This window comes from Pseudomonas sp. GL_093 (genome assembly GCF_057837605.1).
The window spans coordinates 5,724,563-5,746,125 of record NZ_CM174448.1 but is presented as its reverse complement, the minus strand read 5'-3'; the positions used below and the strand labels follow the sequence as shown (position 1 = coordinate 5,746,125).

24 protein-coding genes are annotated in these 21,563 nt (G+C 57.3%); 10 read left to right on the top strand and 14 right to left on the bottom strand.

Annotation, left to right across the window (positions count from 1 at the left end; all coding sequences use genetic code 11):
• The first annotated feature begins 80 nt into the window (after positions 1-80).
• Complete coding sequence (grxD, locus tag AC3IUE_RS26480) at positions 81-422, top strand: Grx4 family monothiol glutaredoxin (protein WP_046047090.1); 342 nt, start codon at positions 81-83, stop codon at positions 420-422.
• Positions 423-500: 78 nt separating this feature from the next.
• On the opposite strand, the gene bfr is transcribed toward grxD, so the two are convergent.
• On the bottom strand, positions 501-974 hold the full coding sequence (gene bfr, locus AC3IUE_RS26475; RefSeq protein WP_056742015.1) for a bacterioferritin: 474 nt from the start codon (positions 972-974) through the stop codon (positions 501-503).
• A 198-nt stretch (positions 975-1,172) separates the two neighbouring features.
• The gene (locus AC3IUE_RS26470) at positions 1,173-1,391 is read right to left on the bottom strand and encodes a bacterioferritin-associated ferredoxin (RefSeq protein ID WP_008155585.1); all 219 of its coding nucleotides are present in this window, start codon (positions 1,389-1,391) and stop codon (positions 1,173-1,175) included.
• A 302-nt stretch (positions 1,392-1,693) separates the two neighbouring features.
• Here AC3IUE_RS26470 and AC3IUE_RS26465 point away from each other — a divergent pair, with 302 nt between their 5' ends.
• Positions 1,694-2,296 (top strand): peroxiredoxin, encoded by a 603-nt coding sequence (locus AC3IUE_RS26465; protein ID WP_008155583.1) that lies wholly within the window; start codon positions 1,694-1,696, stop codon positions 2,294-2,296.
• Positions 2,297-2,365: 69 nt separating this feature from the next.
• Here the strand turns inward: AC3IUE_RS26465 and rnt are convergent, their stop codons facing one another.
• A complete protein-coding gene (gene rnt, locus AC3IUE_RS26460) occupies positions 2,366-3,043 on the bottom strand; it encodes a ribonuclease T (protein ID WP_046047091.1) in 678 nt (225 codons plus the stop codon).
• Entirely contained in the window at positions 3,040-4,086 is a 1,047-nt protein-coding gene (gene pyrC / locus AC3IUE_RS26455) for a dihydroorotase (RefSeq protein WP_489264225.1), read from the bottom strand. The genes rnt and pyrC overlap by 4 nt, the downstream gene beginning before the upstream one ends.
• A gap of 159 nt (positions 4,087-4,245) precedes the next feature.
• Between pyrC and AC3IUE_RS26450 the strand changes: the two genes are divergently transcribed.
• Entirely contained in the window at positions 4,246-5,154 is a 909-nt protein-coding gene (locus tag AC3IUE_RS26450; protein WP_489264224.1) for a flagellar protein MotY, read from the top strand.
• A 129-nt stretch (positions 5,155-5,283) separates the two neighbouring features.
• Positions 5,284-6,501, top strand: coding sequence for an argininosuccinate synthase (locus AC3IUE_RS26445; protein WP_007898502.1), 1,218 nt, complete (start codon positions 5,284-5,286; stop codon positions 6,499-6,501).
• Positions 6,502-6,685: 184 nt separating this feature from the next.
• Here AC3IUE_RS26445 and AC3IUE_RS26440 read toward each other — a convergent pair whose 3' ends face one another.
• Positions 6,686-7,318: a hypothetical protein gene (locus AC3IUE_RS26440; RefSeq protein WP_489264223.1), complete on the bottom strand. Its 633-nt coding sequence runs from the start codon at positions 7,316-7,318 to the stop codon at positions 6,686-6,688.
• Between the two features lie 567 nt (positions 7,319-7,885).
• Here AC3IUE_RS26440 and AC3IUE_RS26435 point away from each other — a divergent pair.
• Positions 7,886-8,512 (top strand): response regulator transcription factor, encoded by a 627-nt coding sequence (locus AC3IUE_RS26435; protein WP_008155570.1) that lies wholly within the window; start codon positions 7,886-7,888, stop codon positions 8,510-8,512.
• Between the two features lie 91 nt (positions 8,513-8,603).
• Here AC3IUE_RS26435 and AC3IUE_RS26430 read toward each other — a convergent pair whose 3' ends face one another.
• The 8 genes from AC3IUE_RS26430 to metG all read right to left on the bottom strand — a co-directional run bounded on the left by AC3IUE_RS26430 (position 8,604) and on the right by metG (position 15,491).
• Positions 8,604-8,783, bottom strand: a complete 180-nt coding sequence (locus tag AC3IUE_RS26430) for a PA3496 family putative envelope integrity protein (RefSeq protein ID WP_007898493.1) — start codon at positions 8,781-8,783, stop codon at positions 8,604-8,606.
• A gap of 106 nt (positions 8,784-8,889) precedes the next feature.
• Positions 8,890-9,528: an endonuclease III gene (nth, locus tag AC3IUE_RS26425; protein ID WP_008155568.1), complete on the bottom strand. Its 639-nt coding sequence runs from the start codon at positions 9,526-9,528 to the stop codon at positions 8,890-8,892.
• A 25-nt stretch (positions 9,529-9,553) separates the two neighbouring features.
• Complete coding sequence (locus tag AC3IUE_RS26420) at positions 9,554-10,141, bottom strand: Rnf-Nqr domain containing protein (protein ID WP_489264222.1); 588 nt, start codon at positions 10,139-10,141, stop codon at positions 9,554-9,556.
• A complete protein-coding gene (locus tag AC3IUE_RS26415; protein WP_489264221.1) occupies positions 10,134-10,745 on the bottom strand; it encodes an RnfABCDGE type electron transport complex subunit G in 612 nt (203 codons plus the stop codon). Before AC3IUE_RS26415 ends, AC3IUE_RS26420 begins: the two co-directional genes overlap by 8 nt.
• The gene (locus AC3IUE_RS26410) at positions 10,742-11,734 is read right to left on the bottom strand and encodes an RnfABCDGE type electron transport complex subunit D (protein WP_489264220.1); all 993 of its coding nucleotides are present in this window, start codon (positions 11,732-11,734) and stop codon (positions 10,742-10,744) included. The genes AC3IUE_RS26415 and AC3IUE_RS26410 overlap by 4 nt, the downstream gene beginning before the upstream one ends.
• Complete coding sequence (rsxB, locus tag AC3IUE_RS26405; RefSeq protein WP_489264219.1) at positions 11,721-12,731, bottom strand: electron transport complex subunit RsxB; 1,011 nt, start codon at positions 12,729-12,731, stop codon at positions 11,721-11,723. The genes AC3IUE_RS26410 and rsxB overlap by 14 nt, the downstream gene beginning before the upstream one ends.
• Positions 12,728-13,297, bottom strand: a complete 570-nt coding sequence (locus tag AC3IUE_RS26400) for an Rnf-Nqr domain containing protein (RefSeq protein ID WP_489264218.1) — start codon at positions 13,295-13,297, stop codon at positions 12,728-12,730. The genes rsxB and AC3IUE_RS26400 overlap by 4 nt, the downstream gene beginning before the upstream one ends.
• Before the next feature lie 142 nt (positions 13,298-13,439).
• A complete protein-coding gene (gene metG, locus AC3IUE_RS26395; protein ID WP_095132521.1) occupies positions 13,440-15,491 on the bottom strand; it encodes a methionine--tRNA ligase in 2,052 nt (683 codons plus the stop codon).
• 331 nt (positions 15,492-15,822) lie between these two features.
• Here metG and apbC point away from each other — a divergent pair, with 331 nt between their 5' ends.
• Positions 15,823-16,917 (top strand): iron-sulfur cluster carrier protein ApbC, encoded by a 1,095-nt coding sequence (apbC, locus tag AC3IUE_RS26390; RefSeq protein ID WP_046047101.1) that lies wholly within the window; start codon positions 15,823-15,825, stop codon positions 16,915-16,917.
• 130 nt (positions 16,918-17,047) lie between these two features.
• Here apbC and AC3IUE_RS26385 read toward each other — a convergent pair whose 3' ends face one another.
• On the bottom strand, positions 17,048-17,806 hold the full coding sequence (locus AC3IUE_RS26385) for an SDR family oxidoreductase (RefSeq protein WP_489264217.1): 759 nt from the start codon (positions 17,804-17,806) through the stop codon (positions 17,048-17,050).
• A 164-nt stretch (positions 17,807-17,970) separates the two neighbouring features.
• On the opposite strand from AC3IUE_RS26385, the gene AC3IUE_RS26380 reads away from it, so the two are divergent.
• From AC3IUE_RS26380 to groL, 4 genes are all read left to right on the top strand, one after another.
• Positions 17,971-18,702 (top strand): HugZ family pyridoxamine 5'-phosphate oxidase, encoded by a 732-nt coding sequence (locus AC3IUE_RS26380; RefSeq protein ID WP_056742005.1) that lies wholly within the window; start codon positions 17,971-17,973, stop codon positions 18,700-18,702.
• Between the two features lie 66 nt (positions 18,703-18,768).
• Positions 18,769-19,245 carry an FxsA family protein gene (locus AC3IUE_RS26375; protein WP_046047104.1) on the top strand — a complete coding sequence of 159 codons (477 nt, stop codon included), beginning with the start codon at positions 18,769-18,771 and terminating at the stop codon, positions 19,243-19,245.
• A gap of 248 nt (positions 19,246-19,493) precedes the next feature.
• Positions 19,494-19,787 carry a co-chaperone GroES gene (locus AC3IUE_RS26370; RefSeq protein ID WP_008155545.1) on the top strand — a complete coding sequence of 98 codons (294 nt, stop codon included), beginning with the start codon at positions 19,494-19,496 and terminating at the stop codon, positions 19,785-19,787.
• A gap of 49 nt (positions 19,788-19,836) precedes the next feature.
• Positions 19,837-21,480, top strand: coding sequence for a chaperonin GroEL (groL, locus tag AC3IUE_RS26365; RefSeq protein WP_008155543.1), 1,644 nt, complete (start codon positions 19,837-19,839; stop codon positions 21,478-21,480).
• The last annotated feature ends 83 nt before the right edge of the window (positions 21,481-21,563 follow it).

The following is a 21,563-nucleotide window of genomic DNA, read 5'->3' as shown; positions in this document are numbered from 1 at the left end:
ACCGAGCAGGGTGCTCGGGTTTCCGTTACAATGCGCCACCGTGCCGACCCCTGAGTCGGAAAGTTCAGCCGAGGTGCTCCATGGATATCATCGAAACGATTAAAGAGCAGATTGCTAACAACACCATTCTGCTTTACATGAAAGGTTCGCCGAATGCCCCGCAGTGTGGCTTCTCCGCGAAAGCCGCGCAGGCCGTGATGGCGTGTGGTGAAAAATTTGCTTACGTGGACATCCTGCAGAACCCGGAAATCCGCGCCAACCTGCCAAAATACGCCAACTGGCCAACCTTCCCGCAACTGTGGGTTGGCGGTGAGCTGGTCGGCGGTAGCGACATCATGACTGAAATGTCTGCTGATGGTTCGTTGCAGGCCACGATCAAAGCCGCTGTTGAAAAAGCTGCTGCTGGCAAGACCGAAGCCTGAAACCCAGGCAATAAAAAAGCCCCGCCTCTTTAAAAGAGCGCGGGGCTTTTTATTGTCTCGAGTTTAGCGGGCGCTAACTTACTCTTCGCCCATCTGAGATTGCAGATAGTTCTCAAGACCGACTTTATCGATCAGACCCAGTTGGGTTTCCAGCCAGTCGATATGTTCTTCTTCGGATTCAAGAATATCTTCAAGCAGTTCACGGCTACCAAAGTCGCCAACGGTTTCGCAATGAGCGATAGCCACTTTGAGATCCGCATGACCGGTGCGCTCGATACGCAGGTCGCACTCAAGCATTTCCTTGGTGTGTTCGCCGATCTGCAGCTTGCCCAAGTCCTGGACGTTCGGCAGGCCTTCAAGGAACAGGATGCGCTTGATCAGCTTGTCCGCGTGCTTCATCTCGTCGATGGATTCGTGGTATTCGTGCTTGCCGAGCTTGTTCAGGCCCCAATCTTCGTACATGCGTGCATGCAGGAAGTATTGATTGATCGCGACCAGCTCATTGGCAAGGATCTTGTTGAGATGCTGGATGACTGTAACGTCGCCTTTCATGATGGGGTCCTGCCCTAAGTAGCTGTCTATAAGGCTGAGTTTGAGCCGCGTAATTAAGAGTGTCAAACCTAAGTTATTGAAACTTAAGTGAAAATTAATCTGAATAAGAATGTTTGTGTTCCGCGTCTAGAGCGTAAGCGATTGATTTTCAGACATAAAAAAACCGGACATCAAGTCCGGTTCTTTGAAATACGTTACTTACGCGGCAGTAAATTCTACAGGGTAGGGAATCGCGGCCTGGGCCGATTGCAATTTGGTCAGGGTTTCGCGGACCACTTCCTTGGCAAGGCAGGCACATTTACCGCATTGGCTAGCTACGCCGGTGGCCTGACGGACTTCCTTATAGCTGCAGCAACCTTCATAGATCGCTTCGCGGATTTGACCGTCGGTGACGCCAGTGCAGAGGCAAACATACATAAGTGAAAACCGTCGCTGGTTGTGACTCAATTGCGATGGATCTTAATGTTAACGAGAATGATTGTCAAAGTGGTTTCTGAAAGCTTTGCTCAGGGCTGACGAACGGTTTCCTCTCGGCATCGATCACGAGGAAAACCTGTCGACAGCATTTCCCCTGACAAAAAAACCGTTAAGGACAGGGCAAAAACGCAGTGTATGATGGCCGGTCCTTATGAAGCGGGTTCGTGTCACAGGGCTGTCGCCTGAAGGTGGCAGGCTGGCGCAAACCCGGAACTTCACGTTTTTACACCAGGAGATATCCAATGAGCGTACTCGTAGGCAAACAAGCCCCAGACTTCACCGTACCGGCCGTACTCGGCAATGGCGAAATCGTAGACAGCTTCACCCTGTCGTCGGCCATCAAAGGCAAATACGGCCTGGTGTTCTTCTACCCACTGGACTTCACCTTCGTTTGCCCGTCCGAGCTGATCGCTCTGGACAACCGCATGTCTGACTTCAAGGCACGCAACGTTGAAGTGATCGCCGTTTCGATCGACTCGCACTTCACCCACAACGCCTGGCGCAACACCCCGGTCAACAATGGTGGTATCGGCCAGGTCCGTTACACCATGGCTGCCGATATCAAGCAGGAAATCATGAAGGCTTACGACGTTCAGTCCGCTGACGGCGTAGCTTTCCGTGGTGCGTTCCTGATCGACGACAAAGGCGTTGTCCGCTCGCAGATCATCAACGACCTGCCGCTGGGCCGTAACATCGAAGAGCTGGTTCGTCTGGTCGACGCTCTGCAATTCCACGAAGAGCACGGTGAAGTTTGCCCTGCCAACTGGAAAAAAGGCGACAAAGGCATGACCGCTTCGACCGAAGGCGTCGCGGCTTACCTGACCGAGCACGCTGCTGCGCTGTAAGGCACGTTTGAGGCATAAAAAAACCGGCCGTTGAGGCCGGTTTTTTTATGGGCGGGATAAACCCAACGATCAGTCGTTGTAGTCTTCCCAGCCGCCCATTTGTTTCCAGCGATTGACGATGCCGCAGAACAGCTCGGCGGTCTTCTCGGTGTCGTAGCGAGCCGAGTGGGCCTCACGACCGTCGAAGTCGATGTCAGCTGCCGAACAGGCCTTGGCCAGTACGGTTTGGCCGTAAGCCAGACCAGCCAGGGTCGCGGTATCGAAGCTCGAGAATGGATGAAACGGGTTACGCTTCATGTCCAGGCGTGCGACAGCGGCGTTGAGGAAACCCAGATCGAAGCTGCTGTTGTGCCCGACCAGAATCGCCCGTTTGCAACCGTTGGCTTTCAGAGCCTTGCGGATGCCGCGGAAGATGTCGGTCAGCGCTGCTTCTTCACTCACTGCCATGCGCAGCGGGTGATCGAGTTTGATCCCGGTAAACTCCAGAGCGGCTGCTTCGATGTTCGCGCCTTCAAAAGGCTCTACGCGAAAGAAGTAGGTGTGATCGGGGTACACAAACCCTTTTTCATCCATGCCGATGGTAGTTGCGGCGATTTCCAGCAAGGCGTCAGTGGCAGAGTTGAAACCACCGGTTTCAACGTCGACAACGACTGGCAGGTATCCACGGAAGCGCTCAGCCATCGGGTGGCGCGAACCACCTCCGCCGCCTTGACCGTCCTGTTCGTCGTCGAAATGGTCTTCACTCACGCGTGTTCCTCCAGCAGGCGCCAGCGCAGTTTTTCACCGGCGCGCAGCGGGATTACGGTCAGCTCGCCAAATGGCAGGCTGGTTGGGGCGGTCCACTCTTCGCGGACCAGGGTGATGCGATCGGTGTTCACCGGCAGGCCGTAGAAACGAGGGCCGTTCAGGCTGGCGAAGGCTTCGAGCTTGTCCAGCGCGTTGCGCTGTTCGAAGGCTTCGGCATACATCTCGATCGCTGCATAAGCGGTGTAGCAACCGGCACAGCCGCAAGCGGCTTCTTTGGCGTGCTGGGCATGGGGCGCCGAGTCGGTGCCGAGGAAGAACTTGTCGCTGCCGCTGGTGGCGGCGTCGAGCAGGGCTTCCTGATGGGTGTTGCGCTTGAGGATCGGCAGGCAATAGAAGTGCGGCCGAATCCCGCCCACGAGCATGTGGTTGCGGTTGTACAGCAGGTGATGCGCGGTGATGGTCGCGCCAACATTGGCCGAAGCCTCGTTGACGAACTGCACGGCGTCGGCAGTAGTGATGTGTTCGAACACCACTTTGAGGCTCGGGAAGCGCTCGACCACACGACGCATGTGCTCATCGATGAAGAATTTTTCGCGATCGAAAACGTCGACATCGCCACGGGTGACTTCACCGTGAATCAGCAAGGGCATCCCGACTTCGGCCATGGCCTCAAGTGCAGGGAAAATCTTGTCGATGCTGGTGACACCAGAGTCCGAGTTGGTGGTCGCGCCGGCCGGGTACAGCTTGGCGGCGTGAATGAAGCCGCTGGCCTTGGCCTCGCGAATTTCTTCGGGCTGTGTGCGATCGGTCAGGTACAGCACCATCAACGGTTCGAAGCGGCTGCCGGCCGGGCGTGCAGCGAGAATCCGCTGGCGATAGCCGTCGGCTTCAGCGGTGTTACGCACCGGAGGTACCAGGTTGGGCATGATGATGGCGCGACCAAAGGTGCGCGCGACATCCGCGACTGTATTGGGCAACACAGCACCATCGCGAAGATGAATATGCCAGTCGTCGGGACGCAGCAGGGTCAGGCGGTCGGACATGAGGGGATTCCAGGCGGGTCAAACTGAGGGGAATGCTACCGGAAAAGACTCTTCCAGGCACTCGCTATCAAGTTTTGCTGGAAGCTTCCGATATCCAACAGGTATGCCGTAAACATCTGTGTGTCGGTCTTTTTGTTGTAGAAGCCAGTGGAGCCTCCCGTGCGCCAGCGTTATTTAGCCTTGCTCAGCGTGTTTGCCAGCCTTCCTGCGATGGCGCTCACTTTCCAGACCCGTCTGGAGAGCATCGAGTGGACGGTCGAAGGGGACAAGTTCGAGTGCCGCCTGACTCAGCCGATCACCGATTTTGGTTCGGGTGAGTTCGTGCGCCGCGCTGGCGAGCAAGCGACGTTTCGTCTGAAGGCCTATAACGCGATGATCGGCGGCGGTTCGGCCACCTTGCTGGCGGCTGCTGCACCGTGGCAGCCGGGGCGTGGCGACATCAACCTCGGTTCTGTGCGAATCGGCAGCGGCAATGTGTTGTTCAACAGTTCGCAAGTTCAGGCTGGCCGCTTGCTCAGTGGCCTGATGGATGGTCGCAGTCCGGTCGTTCGACATTACTCGGGCGATGGCCGGGTGTCGGAAGTGCGTCTGTTGCCAGTCAAGTTCAGCCAGGCCTTTAACGACTATCAGGGTTGCGTGGCGAAGCTGCTGCCGAAGAATTTCGAGCAGGTTAAACAATCGCAGATCGGCTTCCCCGGCGAAGGCATCGATCTCGACGCGCAGGCCAAGGCTCAATTGCAGGTGATGCTGGAGTTCATGAAGGCCGACCCGACGGTCAACCACATCGAGCTCGATGGCCACTCCGATAACAGTGGCAACCGCCTGACCAATCGTGATTTGTCGCGGCGTCGGGCCCTGGCCGTCATGGAGTTCTTCAAGGCCAACGGTGTTCAGGAGTCACAAATCACTGTGCGCTTTCACGGCGAGCGTTATCCATTGGCGCCCAATACCAATTCCGCCAACCGGGCGAAGAACCGTCGGGTCAATGTGCAACTCGCGCGTGTTGCGCCCACCGAAAAGCCGGCCCCTCAGGCCACTGTATCGGCGAGTGCCGCGTCGACCTCCTGAACCCGCTGTTATCGTCGCTCACTCGACATAATCTGTCGCTTCGTCGTCATAAGCTGTCGCGCCTCTGTAAATTATCCTGCATGAGCGGTAGACTTGACGGCTTTCCGTAGAACCCCGTGGAGTGATGGCATGGCGGACGTAAACAAGGTCGTTCTGGCGTATTCCGGCGGCCTGGACACTTCGGTGATCCTCAAGTGGCTGCAGGATACTTATAACTGTGAAGTCGTGACCTTCACCGCTGACCTGGGTCAGGGCGAAGAGGTCGAACCTGCACGCGCCAAGGCACAGGCCATGGGCGTGAAAGAGATCTACATCGACGACTTGCGCGAAGAATTCGTGCGCGATTTCGTTTTCCCGATGTTCCGCGCCAACACCGTTTACGAAGGCGAGTACCTGCTGGGTACTTCCATCGCTCGTCCGTTGATCGCCAAGCGCTTGATCGAAATCGCCAACGAAACCGGTGCTGACGCCATTTCCCACGGCGCCACCGGCAAGGGCAACGACCAGGTTCGTTTCGAACTGGGCGCCTACGCCTTGAAGCCAGGCGTGAAAGTGATTGCTCCGTGGCGCGAATGGGATCTGCTCTCCCGTGAAAAGCTGATGGATTATGCTGAAAAGCACAACATCCCGATCGAGCGTCACGGCAAGAAAAAATCCCCGTACTCGATGGATGCCAACCTGCTGCACATCTCCTATGAAGGCGGCGTGCTGGAAGACACCTGGACCGAGCACGAAGAAGACATGTGGAAATGGACCGTCTCCCCGGAGAAGGCTCCTGACAAAGCGCAATACCTGGAACTGACCTACCGCAACGGCGATATCGTCGCACTGGACGGCGTCGAAATGACCCCGGCCACCGTGCTGGCGACCCTGAACCGTATCGGCGGCGAACACGGTATCGGCCGTCTCGACATCGTCGAGAACCGTTACGTGGGCATGAAGTCCCGTGGCTGCTACGAAACCCCTGGCGGCACCATCATGCTGCGCGCTCACCGTGCGATCGAGTCGATCACCCTGGACCGCGAAGTGGCTCACCTCAAAGACGAGCTGATGCCTAAATACGCCAGCCTGATCTACACCGGTTACTGGTGGAGCCCTGAGCGTCTGATGCTGCAACAGATGATCGACGCATCCCAGGCCCATGTGAACGGCGTTGTGCGCCTGAAGCTGTACAAGGGCAACGTGATCGTCACCGGTCGCAAGTCCGACGAATCGTTGTTCGATGCCAACATCGCGACCTTCGAAGAAGATGGCGGCGCCTACAACCAGGCCGACGCGGCGGGCTTCATCAAGCTCAACGCCTTGCGCATGCGTATTGCGGCGAACAAAGGCCGGAAGCTTTTCTGAGATCTTTGAAACCGTAGTGGAACGACCGTAGTGGAACCACGGTAATAGAGTTGTGGCCTTGTCGGTGACAAGGCCACAATTTCTGAATAGGGGGAGTTTTCCTGCCGGACATCGTGTTATCAGCGCTCTTTTTGTATCTGTAATACCTTCCTTCTGTTTCCTCTCTCTGAATGCTCTTCAAACGTTACCTGCTGCGTGTCAGGTAAAAAGAGTGATCAAGAATCGTCAGACCGTGTGAATTCAAATTGTAAGCAATGCAAAGCGTTGGGCCGCTGCGATTCTTTGCCTGTTTTGATTGCTTGCTTGCGCTTTCCTTCAGTAATGCCTCCGAATCGGTACAGGTGAGAAATACGATCACTTGTGCAGGGTTTCCCTGTGGGTGCCGGTTTTTTTCAATCCAGGCACCGAATTCCATTTTCTTGTTTAGCCACCGCGCATCGACGATGTGCAGGTTTTTTAGCGGCTCTGCCAGGCAAACGTGCTGTAGAGCCGAGAGGCCCGTTTGAATACCGATCCGGACGGGAGGGTCCTTCAGGTTATCGGGCCGCTGACCGCGTTCAGCGTTGTCCATCACTTTTATAAAATGCTTTCCCTTGCCGAAATCGGATGGCGCGTACAGCGACCGGTAGTTGAAGTTGAGTGTGGCGAAGAAAAGAAAAAGCAAATAAAAAGGGAAACTGATCAGGAACCAGACATAGAGCTCCCGCTCATTATTGTCGAGAAAGGGCAGTGAGACGGCAGCCGATGTTTCAGAAATAGCGGCAAATATTGCAATAACTGTCATGGGGTTGATGATTTTTTTCTTTGATTTGATCATGTTTTTTGCTCATTGGAATATTGTCTTTTCTCGGTTGATTAATGTGTTTGGTTTTCATTTTACTAACTAAGTAGCCGGTGTTTATATTGGTGCGGCACTCCTTTTAAGCTTTGGATTTCAAAGGTTTGATAGTAACGGTATTGAGTGTGCGGTGGGTACCTCTGTTGTTGAGTTTTAGGGGGTGATGGATTGAGTTTGTTGTTGAAGTGTTGCCTGGTGTGATTTTTTATTACATTCTTGATGTGCGGTGTTTGTGGTATGGGACTTTAAGTGGTAAATATCAGTTACTTTTAAGGGTAGCTCAATAGTCAGTATTCGTTGGGTCTCTTGCGACGAACCCTGTTATTTGGTTTTCTGGTTGTAAATAGAAACAAAAAAACTGCGGATAATCGAAATGTTTTCAGGTTGATAAAATTTTATTTTTGGGGATTTTGTAAGACTATTCCTTAATGTCTGTAGGGAATGTCTCTCGGTGCGGGTGGCCGAGGGGGGCGGCATGCCATGGGTGAAACGACTAGGCTATTGTGCGGGCTCTAAAAATTCGAACAGCGAAAATTGGACTTGCCCATGAATAAAGTGCTGATCGTGGATGATCACCCCGTCATTCGTCTTGCGGTACGTATGCTAATGGAGCGTCACGGCTACGAAGTTATTGCAGAGACAGATAATGGCGTGGATGCGTTGCAACTTGCCCGTGAGCATATGCCGGATATTGTCATCCTGGATATTGGAATACCGAAACTTGATGGACTGGAAGTCATTGCGCGTCTGACATCGACAGCGATGCCCATGAAAGTGTTGATATTGACTTCCCAGGCACCTGGGCATTTTTCCATGCGTTGCATGCAATCCGGTGCCGCAGGGTATGTCTGCAAACAACAGGATCTCACCGAGTTACTCAGTGCAATAAAGGCAGTATTGTCGGGCTACAGTTATTTTCCGAATCAAGCCTTGCATACCGTACGTTCCAGTTTGGGGAACGCCAGTGAAGCCGATATGGTAGATCGACTGTCGGGACGGGAAATGATGGTCTTGCAACAATTGGCCCGAGGCAAGACCAACAAGGAGATCGCCGATGGAATGTTCCTCAGCAATAAAACCGTTAGTACTTACAAGACTCGTTTGTTGTTGAAGCTCAATGCTCGCTCCCTGGTCGACCTGATCGAATTGGCGCAACGCAATGGTCTGGTGTGACTGTCTCAGCGTTTGACAAGGCGCAATGAGCGGGGGGTTATCAGGGGTCGGCACTTAGTAAAAAGCCTCCGTTTCGGGAGGCTTTTAGGTGTCATAGGTCAAAATCGTAATCGGCCAATTGCTTTTGCAGTCGGCGCTCCTCCAGCAGATTGTCGATGGTGCGGCGTTTGCTCAGGTTGGTCTTCGCCACTTCAACCACCGGTTCAGCATCATCAGCCTCAACAGGGGTGAAGTCGTCTTCTACGTCCAATTGCTCTTTGCCAGTGCTCATAGTGTTACTCCAGGCTAAGGCTGCCTTTGGCGCTCCTTATATCGATAATCTCCCGGCGGGTAAAAAAGATTTTTTCAATCGATAAATCGAAAAACCTAATAGCGCCTCAATCGTCCGATGTCTTTTGCTTGTATTCGCACAAGTCTTCGATTCGGCAACTGCCGCAGCGAGGCTTGCGGGCCAGGCAAACATAGCGTCCGTGGAGGATCAGCCAGTGATGGGAGTCGAGCAGATATTCCTTCGGCACGAACTTCATCAGTTTTTGCTCAACCTCGACCACATTTTTGCCAGGAGCAATGCCGGTGCGGTTGCTGACCCGGAAAATATGCGTATCCACGGCCATGGTCAGCTGGCGGAATGCGGTGTTGAGCACCACGTTGGCAGTCTTGCGGCCGACGCCGGGTAACGCTTCCAGTTCTTCACGGGTTTGCGGCACTTCGCCTCCATGACGCTCCATCAGCAAGCGACAGGTCTCGATCACGTTTTTCGCTTTGCTGTTGAACAGGCCGATGGTCTTGATGTATTCCGACAAGCCTTCGACACCCAGGGCATAAATCGCCGCCGGCGTATTGGCCACCGGGTAAAGTTTGGCGGTGGCCTTGTTGACGCCGACATCGGTCGACTGCGCCGAGAGAATCACCGAGATCAGCAATTCGAACGGCGAGGAGTAGGCCAGTTCGGTCTTCGGTTCCGGGTTGTCTTCGTGAAATCGGCGAAAAATTTCCAGACGTTTTGCGGCATTCATGGGCAGTGCGTTTCCTCGAAGGCGGTCAGTGAGAGGGCGTCGAGCGGGTCCAGGCCTGACGTGCGGCGATCAGCAGTCCCAGCAGAATGAATCCACCAGGGGCCAGGGTGGCCAGGCGCAAGCCACCGTCGGCGGTCAGTACCCAGCCTTGCCAGTCCGCTTGCGCAGTGCCGGCCAACCATGGCAGATGGCTGCCGAATGTTCCGTTGCCGATGAATTCGCGCAGCAAGCCAAGGCCCGCCATCAACGCGCCGAAAAGGCCACATAGGTGCAGGCGATCACGCCAGGCGCTCTGGAAAAAACCGGTGTGTTCCAGCACAACGCATTGCAAGGCAATCAATCCTGCATAGAACCCTACCTGTTGGTGCCATTGCAGCGACCAGACTTGCGCGGCGAGTTCGGCGCAGCTGGTCAGCGTGGCCGCCAGCAGGACGCTGGCAAGCAAGCGTGTCGCCGGGACAAGTCGGGATCGCAACGCGCCCATGCTCACTCCAAAGGCACTGATGACCACGATGAACATCAGCCACAAGCCCAGAGCGGACACCCATGAATCTGTGGCACCGATCAGCGGTGCAAGCATCAGCGAATTCTGCAGCGTTGATGACTTATTCATGTGCGCTGCTCCCGATCAACTGTTGCTGATGCTCGTCGAAATAGCGCAACGCGTCATGGATGGCGTTGATGACCGCTCTCGACGTAATGGTCGCGCCGGCCATTTGATCGAATTGCCCCTGATCCTTTTTCAAGGCCCAGCCGTTGTCGGCCGGTTCGGTTCGGGATTTTCCGGAAAAAGCCTGAAGCCAGGCATTGGGCCAGTCAGCGAGTCGACCGCCCAGCCCCGGAGTTTCCGATTGCTTGAGCGTTTTTACGCCCAGCACCTTGCCGTTTGCGCCGATGGCGATCAGCAACTCGATGGAACCCTCGTAACCCAGGGTCTGGCTGCGCAGCAACACGGCGCTGGGTTGGCCCGTCTTGGTCGCCAGGTAGCCACCCAGCAGCGTGCTGTTGACCAACCCAGTGTTTTCCAGGATGAGCGACTGTTCCAGCGGCTGATTGTCGTAGCTTTCAGCCGGGAGCAGGTCCAGCAGGTTACGGCTGTCGATCAGGCGCTGTTCGGCCGCAATGCGCGGCGCGCTGTTGTGTTGCACGAGGTAAGTCGCGCCAATCCCCAGGCCTGCCAGCAACACCAGGATCACACCGCTCGACGCTCGGCTCATGGCGTACCCCGTTCCAGTCTGGAGGCGGCAAACCGCTCCAGCGCCGGCACACAGAGGTTCATCAACAGCACGGCAAAGGCGACGCCGTCGGGATAACCACCCCAGGTACGAATCAGGTACGTCAGCAGCCCGACGCCCGCGCCGAACAGCAGTCGCGCGCCGGGGCTTTTTGCGCCGGACACCGGTTCCGTGACGATGAAGAATGCACCCAGCATGCTTGCGCCAGTGAGCAGATGAAACAGCGGCGAGCCATGGGAGTCGGAGCCCGAGCCGTTCCAGCACAGCAGGCTGATGATGAACAGGCTAGAGAGCATGCCGACCGGCGCATGCCAGCTGAACACCCGTCGTTGTAGCAGAAACGCACCGCCCGCCAGAAAGGCCAGGTTGACCCATTCCATGCCCCGGCCGCCGAAGTGGCCGAACGCCGGGTTAGCGGCAAACAGTTCATCCATGGTCAGGCTTTTGTTGATCCGCAGGCTGTCCAGTGCCGTGGCCTGGACCCAGGCATCTGGCGTCTGACCGAGGCTGAACCCGAACACCTGCTGCAAGCCGCCGATCAGGTCCAGCCCATGGGATGACGGCCAGTGGGTCATCTGTTGGGGAAAGGTCACCAGCACCAGGGCGTAGCCCAACATTGCCGGGTTGAACGGGTTCTTGCCAACGCCGCCATACAGGTGTTTGCCGAACACCATCGCGAACGCCGCGGCACAGACCGTCAGCCACCACGGGCAATAAGGCGGCAAGGCCAGAGTCAACAGCGTCGCGCTGACCAGCGCACTGCCGTCGCTCAAGGTCGGCTTGAGCGCAAGCTTGCGCAAGCGCAACACGGTCGCTTCAACGGCCAGTGCGGTAACACCCGTCAGAATCAGGTTGATCAACACGCCCCAGCCATACAGCCAGAAAAACACCAGCATTCCCGGCACGGTGGCCAGCAACACCAGCTTCATGGCTTGCTGAAGGCGCTCGTCGACCGATTCAAGGGGCTGCATAGGCATCCACCTGACGCTCGGCTTCATTCACCGCGAGTTCCAGGGCTTCAATTTGCTCAATCGGCGCTTCGTTGGTTTGGGCTTTCTTGAGTTCGGCGCGGCGCATGGCCAACTGGATCTTTGCCCGATTCAGCTGCGCATTTTTCGCCGGAGCGACAGGCGTCGGGGCGGGAGGTGCAGTGCTTTCCAGTTTCGCCAACGCCTGTTCGGCAACCTCGAATTGCTGTTGCAGGACGATCAGTTGCGACTGCTGTTCGAAGGTCGGCGGATGCCCGAACGCCTTGAGTGACTTGTTCAATTGCGCCCGACTCATCGCCAGATCGATCTTGGCCTTTTTCAACGCGGCATCCGCATTCGCTGCCTTCTGTGTGCGGACTCGCTCAAGAGCGGCCTGAACCGGATCGAGCGTCGCTACCTCACTGTGCTGGACGGCGCGCTGGGCTCGGGCCTGACGTTCGGCGATTTTCTGTTCTTCTTCGCGATGCAGGCGAGCGTTGCGCTGTTCAAATCGGCGCCGCGCGTGATTGCGCTTGGCCGCCCGAGCGCGTTGTTCCTCAAGGCTGAACGCCAGGCCGCCGACAATCGGCAGCACCGTGGCCAGCGGCAATGGCCGCATTTCGATGCAGTCCACCGGGCACGGCGCTACGCACAGGTCGCACCCGGTGCATTCATCGACGATCACCGTGTGCATCAATTTCGCCGCGCCGACAATGGCATCCACCGGGCAGGCCTGAATGCACTTGGTGCAACCAATACACTCCGCTTCACGAATGTAGGCGATCTGCGCCGGGGCTGAACCGCGACTGACGTCAAGTTCCAGCACCGGCACTTTCAACAGTTCGGCCAGGGCCGCGATGGTTTCGCTGCCACCCGGCGGGCACTTGTTGATCGGTTCGCCGCTGGCAATGCCTTCGGCGTACGGCTTGCATCCGGGATGGCCGCACTTGCCGCATTGGGTCTGCGGCAAGAGGGCGTCGATGCGTTGAATCAGACTCATGTTTTGATCAGTCCGCTGAATCCGAGAAAGGCCACTGCAATCAGTCCGGCGCCGATCAGGTCGATCGGCAGGCCGCGAAAGGGCAGGGGGATATCATTTTCGATGGTGCGTTGGCGCAAGTCGCTGAACAGGCTCAGTACCAGCCAGAAACCCAGGCCGGCACCCAGGCTCAGGGCCATGGCGTGGAAGAAGCCTTTGTCGTCCTGAGCGTTGAGCAACGTCAGGCCGAGTACGCCGGCGTTGCCTAGCAGCAGGGGCCAGAGGCCATCGAACGCAAGCTTTGGAAGTGTCTGGGAAAGCAATTTCAGCAGCGGGCCAATCAGCAGAACGCTTAATGGCAGGAAGACGAAAAGGCGCAGCGATGTCAGCTCCAGCGGGACCAGCAACCAACGGTAGGCCGAGTAGCCCACTATGCCGACGATCAACATCAAGCAAGCCGTCGCAAGGCCCAGCGCGTGGACTTGTCGGTGTTCGTTGCCCAGCAGCGGATCGACGCCCAGCGGCCAGTGCAACACGAGGTTGTTGATCAAGGCAGTGCTGATAAGCGTAAGAACAATTTCGGTCATGATCGTGCCGGCAAGAACGGGGCTTTTTAACGGAGCGGTCTAAAAAGCTTAGGCATTATCCGGCAAGGACGGAGGGTGGGCCAGACATGAAAATCCCACAGTCGCGCCAGGCACGACTGTGGGATCGGTTTACAGCAGAGCCTTACTTGATGCGCTGACCTGGCTTGGCGCCGCTGTCAGGGCTGAGCAGGTAGATTTCTTCACCGCCAGGGCCGGCCGCCATCACCATGCCTTCGGAGATGCCGAACTTCATTTTCCGTGGCTTGAGGTTGGCGATCATCATGGTCAGACGACCATTGAGCTTGGACGGATCCGGATAAGCGCTCTTGATCCCGGAGAACACGTTGCGTTGCTCGTCACCGATGTCGAGGGTCAGGCGCAGCAGTTTGTCGGCACCTTCCACGTGTTCGGCCTTGAGAATCAGGGCGACGCGCAGGTCGACAGCGGCAAAGGCATCGAACTCGATTTCCGGCGACAGCGGATCCTTGGCCAGTTCGCCATTGCCGGCAGGTGCAGCGTCGCCGGTGTCGGTAGCGCTGGCGGTCAGGTCTTCTTTCGAGGCATCGCTCATGGCTTGCACTTTTACCGGATCGATACGGGTCATCAACGGTTTGAACTCGTTCAGCTGATGGTTGCTGAGCAAGGTGGCGTGGTCGTTCCAGGTCAGCGGCGCGACGTTCAGGAACGCCTCGGCATCGGCGGCCAGCAGCGGCAGCACCGGCTTGAGGAAGATCACCAACTGGCGGAACAGGTTGACGCCCAGGGCGCAGATGGCCTGGACTTCGTCTTGCTTGCCTTCCTGTTTGTTCAGCGACCACGGCGCCTTGTCGGCGATCCAGGCATTGGCACGGTCGGCCAGGCCCATGATCTCGCGCATGGCACGGGCGAAGTCGCGAGCCTCGTAGGCTTCGGCGATGCTCGGCGCTGCGGCCAGGAACGCTTCGGTCAGTTCCGGCGCGGCATTACCCGCCACCAATACACCGGCGTTGCCTTTGTGGATGAAACCGGCGCAACGGCTGGCAATGTTGACGACTTTGCCGACCAGGTCGGAGTTGACCTTCTGCACGAAGTCTTCGAGGTTCAGGTCCAGGTCATCGACGCCACGGCTCAGCTTCGCCGCGTAGTAGTAGCGCAGGTATTCCGGCGACAGGTGGTCGAGATAGGTCCGGGCCTTGATGAAGGTACCGCGGGATTTGGACATTTTCTGACCGTTGACGGTCAGGTAGCCGTGCACGTTGATACCGGTCGGTTTACGGAAACCGGCGCCTTCGAGCATGGCTGGCCAGAACAGGGCGTGGAAGTTGACGATGTCCTTGCCGATGAAATGGTACAGCTCGGCGGTGGAATCCTTGCCCCAGAACGCGTCGAAATCAAGTGTAGGCGTGCGGTCGCAGAGGTTCTTGAAACTGGCCATGTAGCCGATCGGCGCGTCCAGCCAGACGTAGAAGTATTTGCCTGGCTCGTCAGGGATTTCGAAACCGAAGTACGGCGCATCGCGGGAGATGTCCCACTGTTGCAGGCCGGCGTCCAGCCATTCGGCGATCTTGTTCGCCACGGCTTCTTGCAGGGTGCCGCTGCGAGTCCAGGCTTGCAGCATTTCCTGGAAGTCCGGCAGCTTGAAGAAGAAGTGCTGGGAATCCTTGAGCACCGGAGTGGCGCCAGAGATCGCCGACTTCGGATCCTTCAGGTCGGTCGGCGCGTAGGTCGCACCGCATTTTTCGCAGTTGTCGCCGTACTGGTCTTCGGTGCCGCATTTCGGGCAGGTGCCCTTGATGAAGCGGTCGGCCAGGAACATTTTCTTTTCCGGGTCGAAGTACTGAGTGATCGAGCGCGTGGCAATGTGCCCGGCGTCGCGCAGCTTCAGGTAGATCTGGCTCGACAGCTCACGGTTTTCTTCGGCGTGAGTGGAGTGGAAGTTGTCGAAGTCCACCAGGAACTCGGCAAAGTCGGCGCTGTGTTCAGCCTGGACGTTGGCGATCAGTTGTTCCGGGGTGATGCCTTCCTTTTCCGCGCGCAGCATGATGGCCGAACCGTGGGCGTCGTCGGCGCAGACATAAATGCATTGATTGCCGCGGTGCTTCTGGAAGCGCACCCACATATCGGTCTGGATGTATTCCAGCATGTGGCCAAGATGGATCGAACCATTGGCATAGGGCAGGGCGCTGGTGACGAGGATCTTGCGTGGCTCGGACATGGGGCTCGGCTACTTGATGAAACGGAGGTCGGCCACTATAAAGCGCCGGCGCATATTTTTCACCCCCAAGGCCAGCCTCCGCGGACCTTTGTAGCAGCTGCCGAAGGCTGCGTTCGGCGGCGAAGCCGTCGCCAATCCGGACGCTCCAGACTACCTGAAACACCGCGCTGTCTGGTTTTACGACGGCTACGCCGCCGAACGCAGGCTTCGCCAGCTGCTACAGGTAGCATTCGACCATGGGTTATTTGTCACATCCTGAAAGCATGCCGTCCGGACTATAGAACAGGTACGATACCCGCCTGATTTTCCAGTCTTGCTATCGGAGTTGCCCATGAGCGCCGTCAATCGCGCAGCGGTGGAAGCCGTCCTTCGCCAATACACCGACCCTTATTTGAACCAGGACCCGGTCAGCGCCGGGTGCGTACGCGGCATCGACATCCAGGGTGATCGCGTCAGCGTCCAGCTGGAACTGGGTTACGCCGCCGGCCTGTTCAAGAGTGGCTGGGCGCAGTTGCTGCAAATGGCCATTGAAGGGCTGGACGGCGTGACCATCGCCCGCGTCGAGATCACCAGTGTTATTGCCGCGCACAAGGCTCAAGCGCAGATCCCGGGTCTGGCCAACGTCAAGAACGTGGTGGCCGTGGCGTCCGGCAAGGGCGGTGTGGGCAAATCAACCACCGCCGCCAACCTGGCCCTGGCCCTGGCCCGCGAAGGCGCCAAGGTCGGGATTCTCGACGCGGACATTTACGGACCGAGCCAAGGCATCATGTTCGGCATCCCTGAAGGCACCCGACCGAAGGTCAAGGATCAGAAGTGGTTTATTCCGATCGAGTCCCACGGTGTCGAAGTCATGTCCATGGCATTCCTGACCGACGACAACACGCCGATGGTCTGGCGCGGGCCGATGGTTTCCGGCGCCTTGTTGCAACTCGTCACTCAGACAGCCTGGGGCGATCTGGATTACCTGGTCATCGACATGCCGCCAGGCACCGGCGACATCCAGCTGACCCTGGCGCAGAAAGTCCCGGTGGCCGGCGCGGTGATCGTTACCACGCCGCAAGATCTGGCATTGCTGGACGCACGCAAGGGCGTGGAGATGTTCCGCAAGGTCAACATCCCGGTGCTGGGCGTGGTGGAAAACATGGCCGTGCACATCTGCTCCAACTGCGGGCATGCCGAGCATCTGTTTGGTGAGGGCGGTGGTGTGAAGCTGGCCAACCAGTACGGCGTCGAGCTGCTGGCTTCGTTGCCGCTGGCGATGGCCATCCGCGAACAGGCCGATGGCGGCAAGCCAACGGTGATCGCCGAGCCTGACAGCCCGATTGCAATGGTTTACCAGGAACTGGCTCGCCATGTCGGCGCGCGAATCGTGTTGCAGGAAGCGGCGACACCGGCCATGCCGAACATCACCATCAGCGACGACTAAATCACTGAAGAAACGCAATCCCTGTGGGAGCGAGCCTGCTCGCGAAAGCGGTATAACAGTCAGCATGTTTGTTGAATGTTAAGCAGCCTTCGCGAGCAAGCTCGCTCCCACAGTTGTTTTGTGTGTTGCTTTAGATCCGCAACCCGCCATCCAGCTCCATAATCCGACCGTTGTAGTAGTCGTTTTCGAAAATGTAGACCGCGGAATGGGCAATCTCTTCAGGCGTGCCCATGCGCTTGAGTGGAATCACGGACGTTATCTTCTCCAGCGCCTCAGGCTTCATGCTCAGCGTCATTTCGGTTTCGATAAAGCCCGGTGCAATGGCTGCCACACGAATACCGTAGCGTGCCAATTCCTTGGCCCAGGTCACGGTCATCGCGGCGACACCGGCCTTGGCGGCGGAATAGTTGCTCTGGCCGGCGTTGCCAGCACGGGAGATCGACGAGATATTAATGATCGCGCCGCTGTTGTTCAGCTCGATCATTTTGGCCGCGACTTCACGGGTACACAGGAAGACGCCGGTCAGGTTGACGTCGATGACCGACTGCCACTGGGCCAGGCTCATCTTGGTCATCTCGCCGTCCTTGACCTTGATGAGCAAGCCATCGCGCAGGATCCCGGCGTTGTTGATCAGGCCATGGATCGCGCCGAAGTCTTCGGCCACCTGGGCGACCATGTGCGTCACTTGCTCTTCATTGGCGACATTGCACAGATAAGCGCGAGCCTCGACGCCTTTAGCCGTGCAAGCGGCGACGGTGTCGTCGAGCTTTTCCTGGTTCAGATCAACCAGCGCCAGCTTCGCGCCTTTACCGGCGAAATACTCGGCCATGGAACGGCCTAAACCCTGGCAACCGCCGGTGATAATGATTACTTTGTCAGTGAGTTTCATTCGCATGCCCCAATAGCAGGTCAGATGAGTGGTTTCCTTTCAGAGAGTAGCCTCTCGATCTGCACCTGATGGCCTGGCTGCACATGAGAACTGCCCCGATGGCGACCGGAACTTATCCCAGGCGCCTGTCCGTTTTTTGACGGATTCTAATAAGGAGTCATAAATTGAGCGTTGAAGCGGCCAAGAATGCCCGAGAATTGCTTCTCAAGGAATACCGTGGAGTGCTCTCGACACACTCCAAGGCGATGCCCGGTTTCCCGTTTGGCTCCGTGGTTCCGTACTGTCTGGATGAACAGGGCCGGCCGCTGATCCTTATCAGCCGCATCGCCCAGCACACGCATAACCTGCAGAAGGATCCAAAATGCTCGCTGTTTGTGGGCGAGCGCGGGGCTGAAGATGTGCAAGCCGTTGGTCGCCTGACCTACCTCGCCGAAGCGGAAAAGCTCGAGGACGAGGCCGCCATCGAAGCGGCAGCTGAGCGTTACTACCGCTATTTCCCGGATTCGCAGAGCTACCACAAGGCCCACGATTTCGATTTCTGGGTGCTCAAGCCGGTACGTCACCGCTACATCGGCGGCTTCGGTGCGATTCACTGGGTCGATCAGTTAACGCTGGCCAACCCGTTCGCCGGAAAAGCCGAAGCGAGCATGGTCGAGCACATGAATGCCGATCACGCCAAAGCCATCGCCCATTACGTCGAGCTGGCGGGCCTGCCGAAAACCGAGCCGGCGCAACTGGCGGGTATCGACACCGAAGGCATGCACTTGCGCATTGGTCAGGGGCTCTATTGGTTGCCGTTTCAAGCGCCGTGTAATACGCCGACACAAGTGCGCGAAGCCTTGGTTTTCCTGGCTCACGCCGAACATTGGCCGAAAAATGAAGTGGCCGACGCTTGAATTCACGAATCGGCGACGTCATCTAGGGAAGACTGGCAAGGCATTCTTGCGTTGAGGAACCATTTGATGCGCCCTTTTTTATTGCTCTTTGTACTGTTTCCGGTGTTGGAGCTGTTCGTATTCGTCAAGGTCAGCGGGGCGATCGGGTTTTTCCCGGCCCTGCTGCTGGTCATTCTCGGCTCGATGCTCGGCGTGTTCGTGCTGCGTATCGCTGGTCTGGCAACCGCATTGCGTGCTCGTGAAAGCCTGAACCGCGGCGAGTTGCCGGCCCAGACCATGCTCGAAGGCTTGATGCTGGCGCTGGCGGGTGGCCTGTTGATCCTGCCGGGCTTCGTCACTGACGTGCTGGGTCTGATCATGTTGCTGCCGATCTCTCGTCGACTGTTGGCCAATAAAATGCGCCAGCGTGCCGAAGAGGCGGCAATCCGTCAGCGTGCATTCGCCGACGACCTTCAGCCACGTGGCGGTCCTGCTCCGCGCCAGCCGCTGGGCCGCGAGCCCAACGTGATCGAAGGCGAATTCGAACACCGCGATACCAAGTAATCCGCACCACCGGCACGGCACCTTCGGGTGCCGTGTTCGTTTGTGGGGCCGCAACCTGAAAAAATTTGCTTCCTCGCCCTTGTAATAAGCTTATGCGCCCTTATGTAACGGTCACCGCAAGGTTTCTGGCGATTGCGCCAGACAGACTTCCGCGGTTCGCTCGACGAACCGCACCCGGCACCGCCGGATTTGTTAAACCCGCCGGGAATACACCGGCCGATGAAAACCACAATTAGGAGAGATCGACAATGAAGCTTCGTCCTCTGCATGACCGCGTCGTCGTCCGTCGCAGCGAAGAAGAAAAGAAAACCGCTGGCGGTATCGTCCTGCCAGGTTCGGCTGCTGAAAAGCCAAACCAGGGTGAAGTTCTCGCCGTAGGTCCAGGCAAAGCACTGGAAAACGGTGAAGTGCGTGCACTGGCTGTGAAAGTGGGTGACAAGGTTGTGTTCGGCCCGTACTCCGGCAGCAACACCGTGAAAGTCGACGGCGAAGACCTGCTGGTAATTGGCGAGAGCGAAATCCTCGCCGTTATCGAAGGCTGATTCCCCGCTCATTTTCCCGCTACTACAAAGTATTTAAGGAATATCGATCATGGCTGCTAAAGAAGTTAAATTCGGCGATTCCGCCCGCAAGAAAATGCTCGCCGGTGTCAACGTCCTGGCTGACGCAGTAAAAGCGACCCTGGGCCCTAAAGGCCGTAACGTGATCATCGAGAAGAGCTTCGGCGCTCCGACCATCACCAAGGACGGCGTGTCCGTTGCCAAAGAAATCGAGCTGAAAGATCGCTTCGAAAACATGGGCGCGCAGCTGGTCAAAGACGTTGCCTCCCGTGCTAACGATGACGCAGGCGACGGCACCACCACCGCTACCGTTCTGGCTCAATCGATCGTCAACGAAGGCCTGAAAGCCGTCGCTGCCGGCATGAACCCGATGGACCTGAAGCGCGGTATCGACAAAGCGACCATCGCTATCGTCAAAGAGCTGAAAGCCCTGTCCAAGCCTTGCGCTGACACCAAGGCCATCGCTCAGGTCGGCACCATCTCGGCCAACTCCGACAGCTCCATCGGCGACATCATTGCCGAAGCCATGGAAAAAGTCGGTAAAGAAGGCGTGATCACCGTTGAAGAAGGCTCGGGCCTGGAAAACGAACTGTCGGTTGTTGAAGGCATGCAGTTCGACCGTGGCTACCTGTCCCCGTACTTCGTCAACAAGCCAGAGACCATGACTGCCGAGCTGGACGGTCCGCTGATCCTGCTGGTCGACAAAAAGATCTCGAACATCCGCGAAATGCTGCCAGTACTGGAAGCCGTTGCCAAAGCCGGCCGTCCACTGCTGATCGTGGCCGAAGACGTTGAAGGCGAAGCCCTGGCGACTCTGGTTGTGAACAACATGCGTGGCATCGTTAAAGTCGCAGCCGTCAAGGCTCCAGGCTTCGGCGACCGTCGCAAGGCCATGCTGCAGGACATCGCTGTTCTGACTGGCGGTACCGTTATCTCCGAAGAGATCGGTCTGAGCCTGGAAAGCACTACCCTGGAACACCTGGGTAATGCCAAGCGCGTGATCCTGTCCAAAGAAAACACCACCGTGATCGACGGTGCCGGCGTTGAGGCTGACATCCAGGCTCGCGTTCTGCAGATCCGTCAGCAAGTGGCTGACACTTCGTCCGACTACGACCGTGAAAAACTGCAAGAGCGTCTGGCCAAGCTGTCCGGCGGCGTTGCAGTGATCAAGGTTGGCGCTGGTTCCGAAGTTGAAATGAAAGAGAAGAAAGCCCGCGTTGAAGACGCCCTGCACGCTACCCGTGCAGCCGTTGAAGAAGGCGTGGTACCTGGCGGCGGCGTGGCACTGGTTCGCGCTCTGCAGGCAATCTCCGAGCTGAAAGGCGACAACGATGACCAGAACGTTGGCATCCAGTTGCTGCGTCGCGCTGTTGAAGCGCCACTGCGCCAGATCGTTGCCAACTCCGGTGACGAGCCAAGCGTAGTGGTCGACAAGGTCAAGCAGGGTTCGGGTAACTACGGTTACAACGCTGCTACCGGCGAATACGGCGACATGATCGAAATGGGTATCCTGGACCCGGCTAAAGTGACTCGTTCGGCTCTGCAAGCGGCTTCGTCGATTGCCAGCCTGATGATCACCACCGAAGCCATGATCGCTGAGATCAAGGAAGACGGTCCAGCTGGCGGCGGCATGCCAGACATGGGCGGTATGGGCGGCATGGGCGGCATGATGTAAGCCAGCCTTACCCCTATAAAAAAAACCCCGCCTGCGATAAGCAGGCGGGGTTTTTTATTGCCCGGAGTTTTGATAGTCACATT

Excerpts from the sequence above, each read along its gene's own strand:
- grxD (WP_046047090.1), top strand. The coding sequence starts at position 81 with ATGGATATCATCGAAACGATTAAAGAGCAGATTGCTAACAACACCATT.
- bfr (WP_056742015.1), bottom strand. The coding sequence starts at position 974 with ATGAAAGGCGACGTTACAGTCATCCAGCATCTCAACAAGATCCTTGCC.
- AC3IUE_RS26470 (WP_008155585.1), bottom strand. The coding sequence starts at position 1,391 with ATGTATGTTTGCCTCTGCACTGGCGTCACCGACGGTCAAATCCGCGAA.
- AC3IUE_RS26465 (WP_008155583.1), top strand. The coding sequence starts at position 1,694 with ATGAGCGTACTCGTAGGCAAACAAGCCCCAGACTTCACCGTACCGGCC.
- pyrC (WP_489264225.1), bottom strand. The coding sequence starts at position 4,086 with ATGTCCGACCGCCTGACCCTGCTGCGTCCCGACGACTGGCATATTCAT.
- AC3IUE_RS26445 (WP_007898502.1), top strand. The coding sequence starts at position 5,284 with ATGGCGGACGTAAACAAGGTCGTTCTGGCGTATTCCGGCGGCCTGGAC.
- AC3IUE_RS26440 (WP_489264223.1), bottom strand. The coding sequence starts at position 7,318 with ATGATCAAATCAAAGAAAAAAATCATCAACCCCATGACAGTTATTGCA.
- AC3IUE_RS26435 (WP_008155570.1), top strand. The coding sequence starts at position 7,886 with ATGAATAAAGTGCTGATCGTGGATGATCACCCCGTCATTCGTCTTGCG.
- AC3IUE_RS26430 (WP_007898493.1), bottom strand. The coding sequence starts at position 8,783 with ATGAGCACTGGCAAAGAGCAATTGGACGTAGAAGACGACTTCACCCCT.
- nth (WP_008155568.1), bottom strand. The coding sequence starts at position 9,528 with ATGAATGCCGCAAAACGTCTGGAAATTTTTCGCCGATTTCACGAAGAC.
- AC3IUE_RS26420 (WP_489264222.1), bottom strand. The coding sequence starts at position 10,141 with ATGAATAAGTCATCAACGCTGCAGAATTCGCTGATGCTTGCACCGCTG.
- AC3IUE_RS26415 (WP_489264221.1), bottom strand. The coding sequence starts at position 10,745 with ATGAGCCGAGCGTCGAGCGGTGTGATCCTGGTGTTGCTGGCAGGCCTG.
- AC3IUE_RS26410 (WP_489264220.1), bottom strand. The coding sequence starts at position 11,734 with ATGCAGCCCCTTGAATCGGTCGACGAGCGCCTTCAGCAAGCCATGAAG.
- rsxB (WP_489264219.1), bottom strand. The coding sequence starts at position 12,731 with ATGAGTCTGATTCAACGCATCGACGCCCTCTTGCCGCAGACCCAATGC.
- AC3IUE_RS26400 (WP_489264218.1), bottom strand. The coding sequence starts at position 13,297 with ATGACCGAAATTGTTCTTACGCTTATCAGCACTGCCTTGATCAACAAC.
- metG (WP_095132521.1), bottom strand. The coding sequence starts at position 15,491 with ATGTCCGAGCCACGCAAGATCCTCGTCACCAGCGCCCTGCCCTATGCC.
- apbC (WP_046047101.1), top strand. The coding sequence starts at position 15,823 with ATGAGCGCCGTCAATCGCGCAGCGGTGGAAGCCGTCCTTCGCCAATAC.
- AC3IUE_RS26385 (WP_489264217.1), bottom strand. The coding sequence starts at position 17,806 with ATGAAACTCACTGACAAAGTAATCATTATCACCGGCGGTTGCCAGGGT.
- AC3IUE_RS26375 (WP_046047104.1), top strand. The coding sequence starts at position 18,769 with ATGCGCCCTTTTTTATTGCTCTTTGTACTGTTTCCGGTGTTGGAGCTG.
- AC3IUE_RS26370 (WP_008155545.1), top strand. The coding sequence starts at position 19,494 with ATGAAGCTTCGTCCTCTGCATGACCGCGTCGTCGTCCGTCGCAGCGAA.
- groL (WP_008155543.1), top strand. The coding sequence starts at position 19,837 with ATGGCTGCTAAAGAAGTTAAATTCGGCGATTCCGCCCGCAAGAAAATG.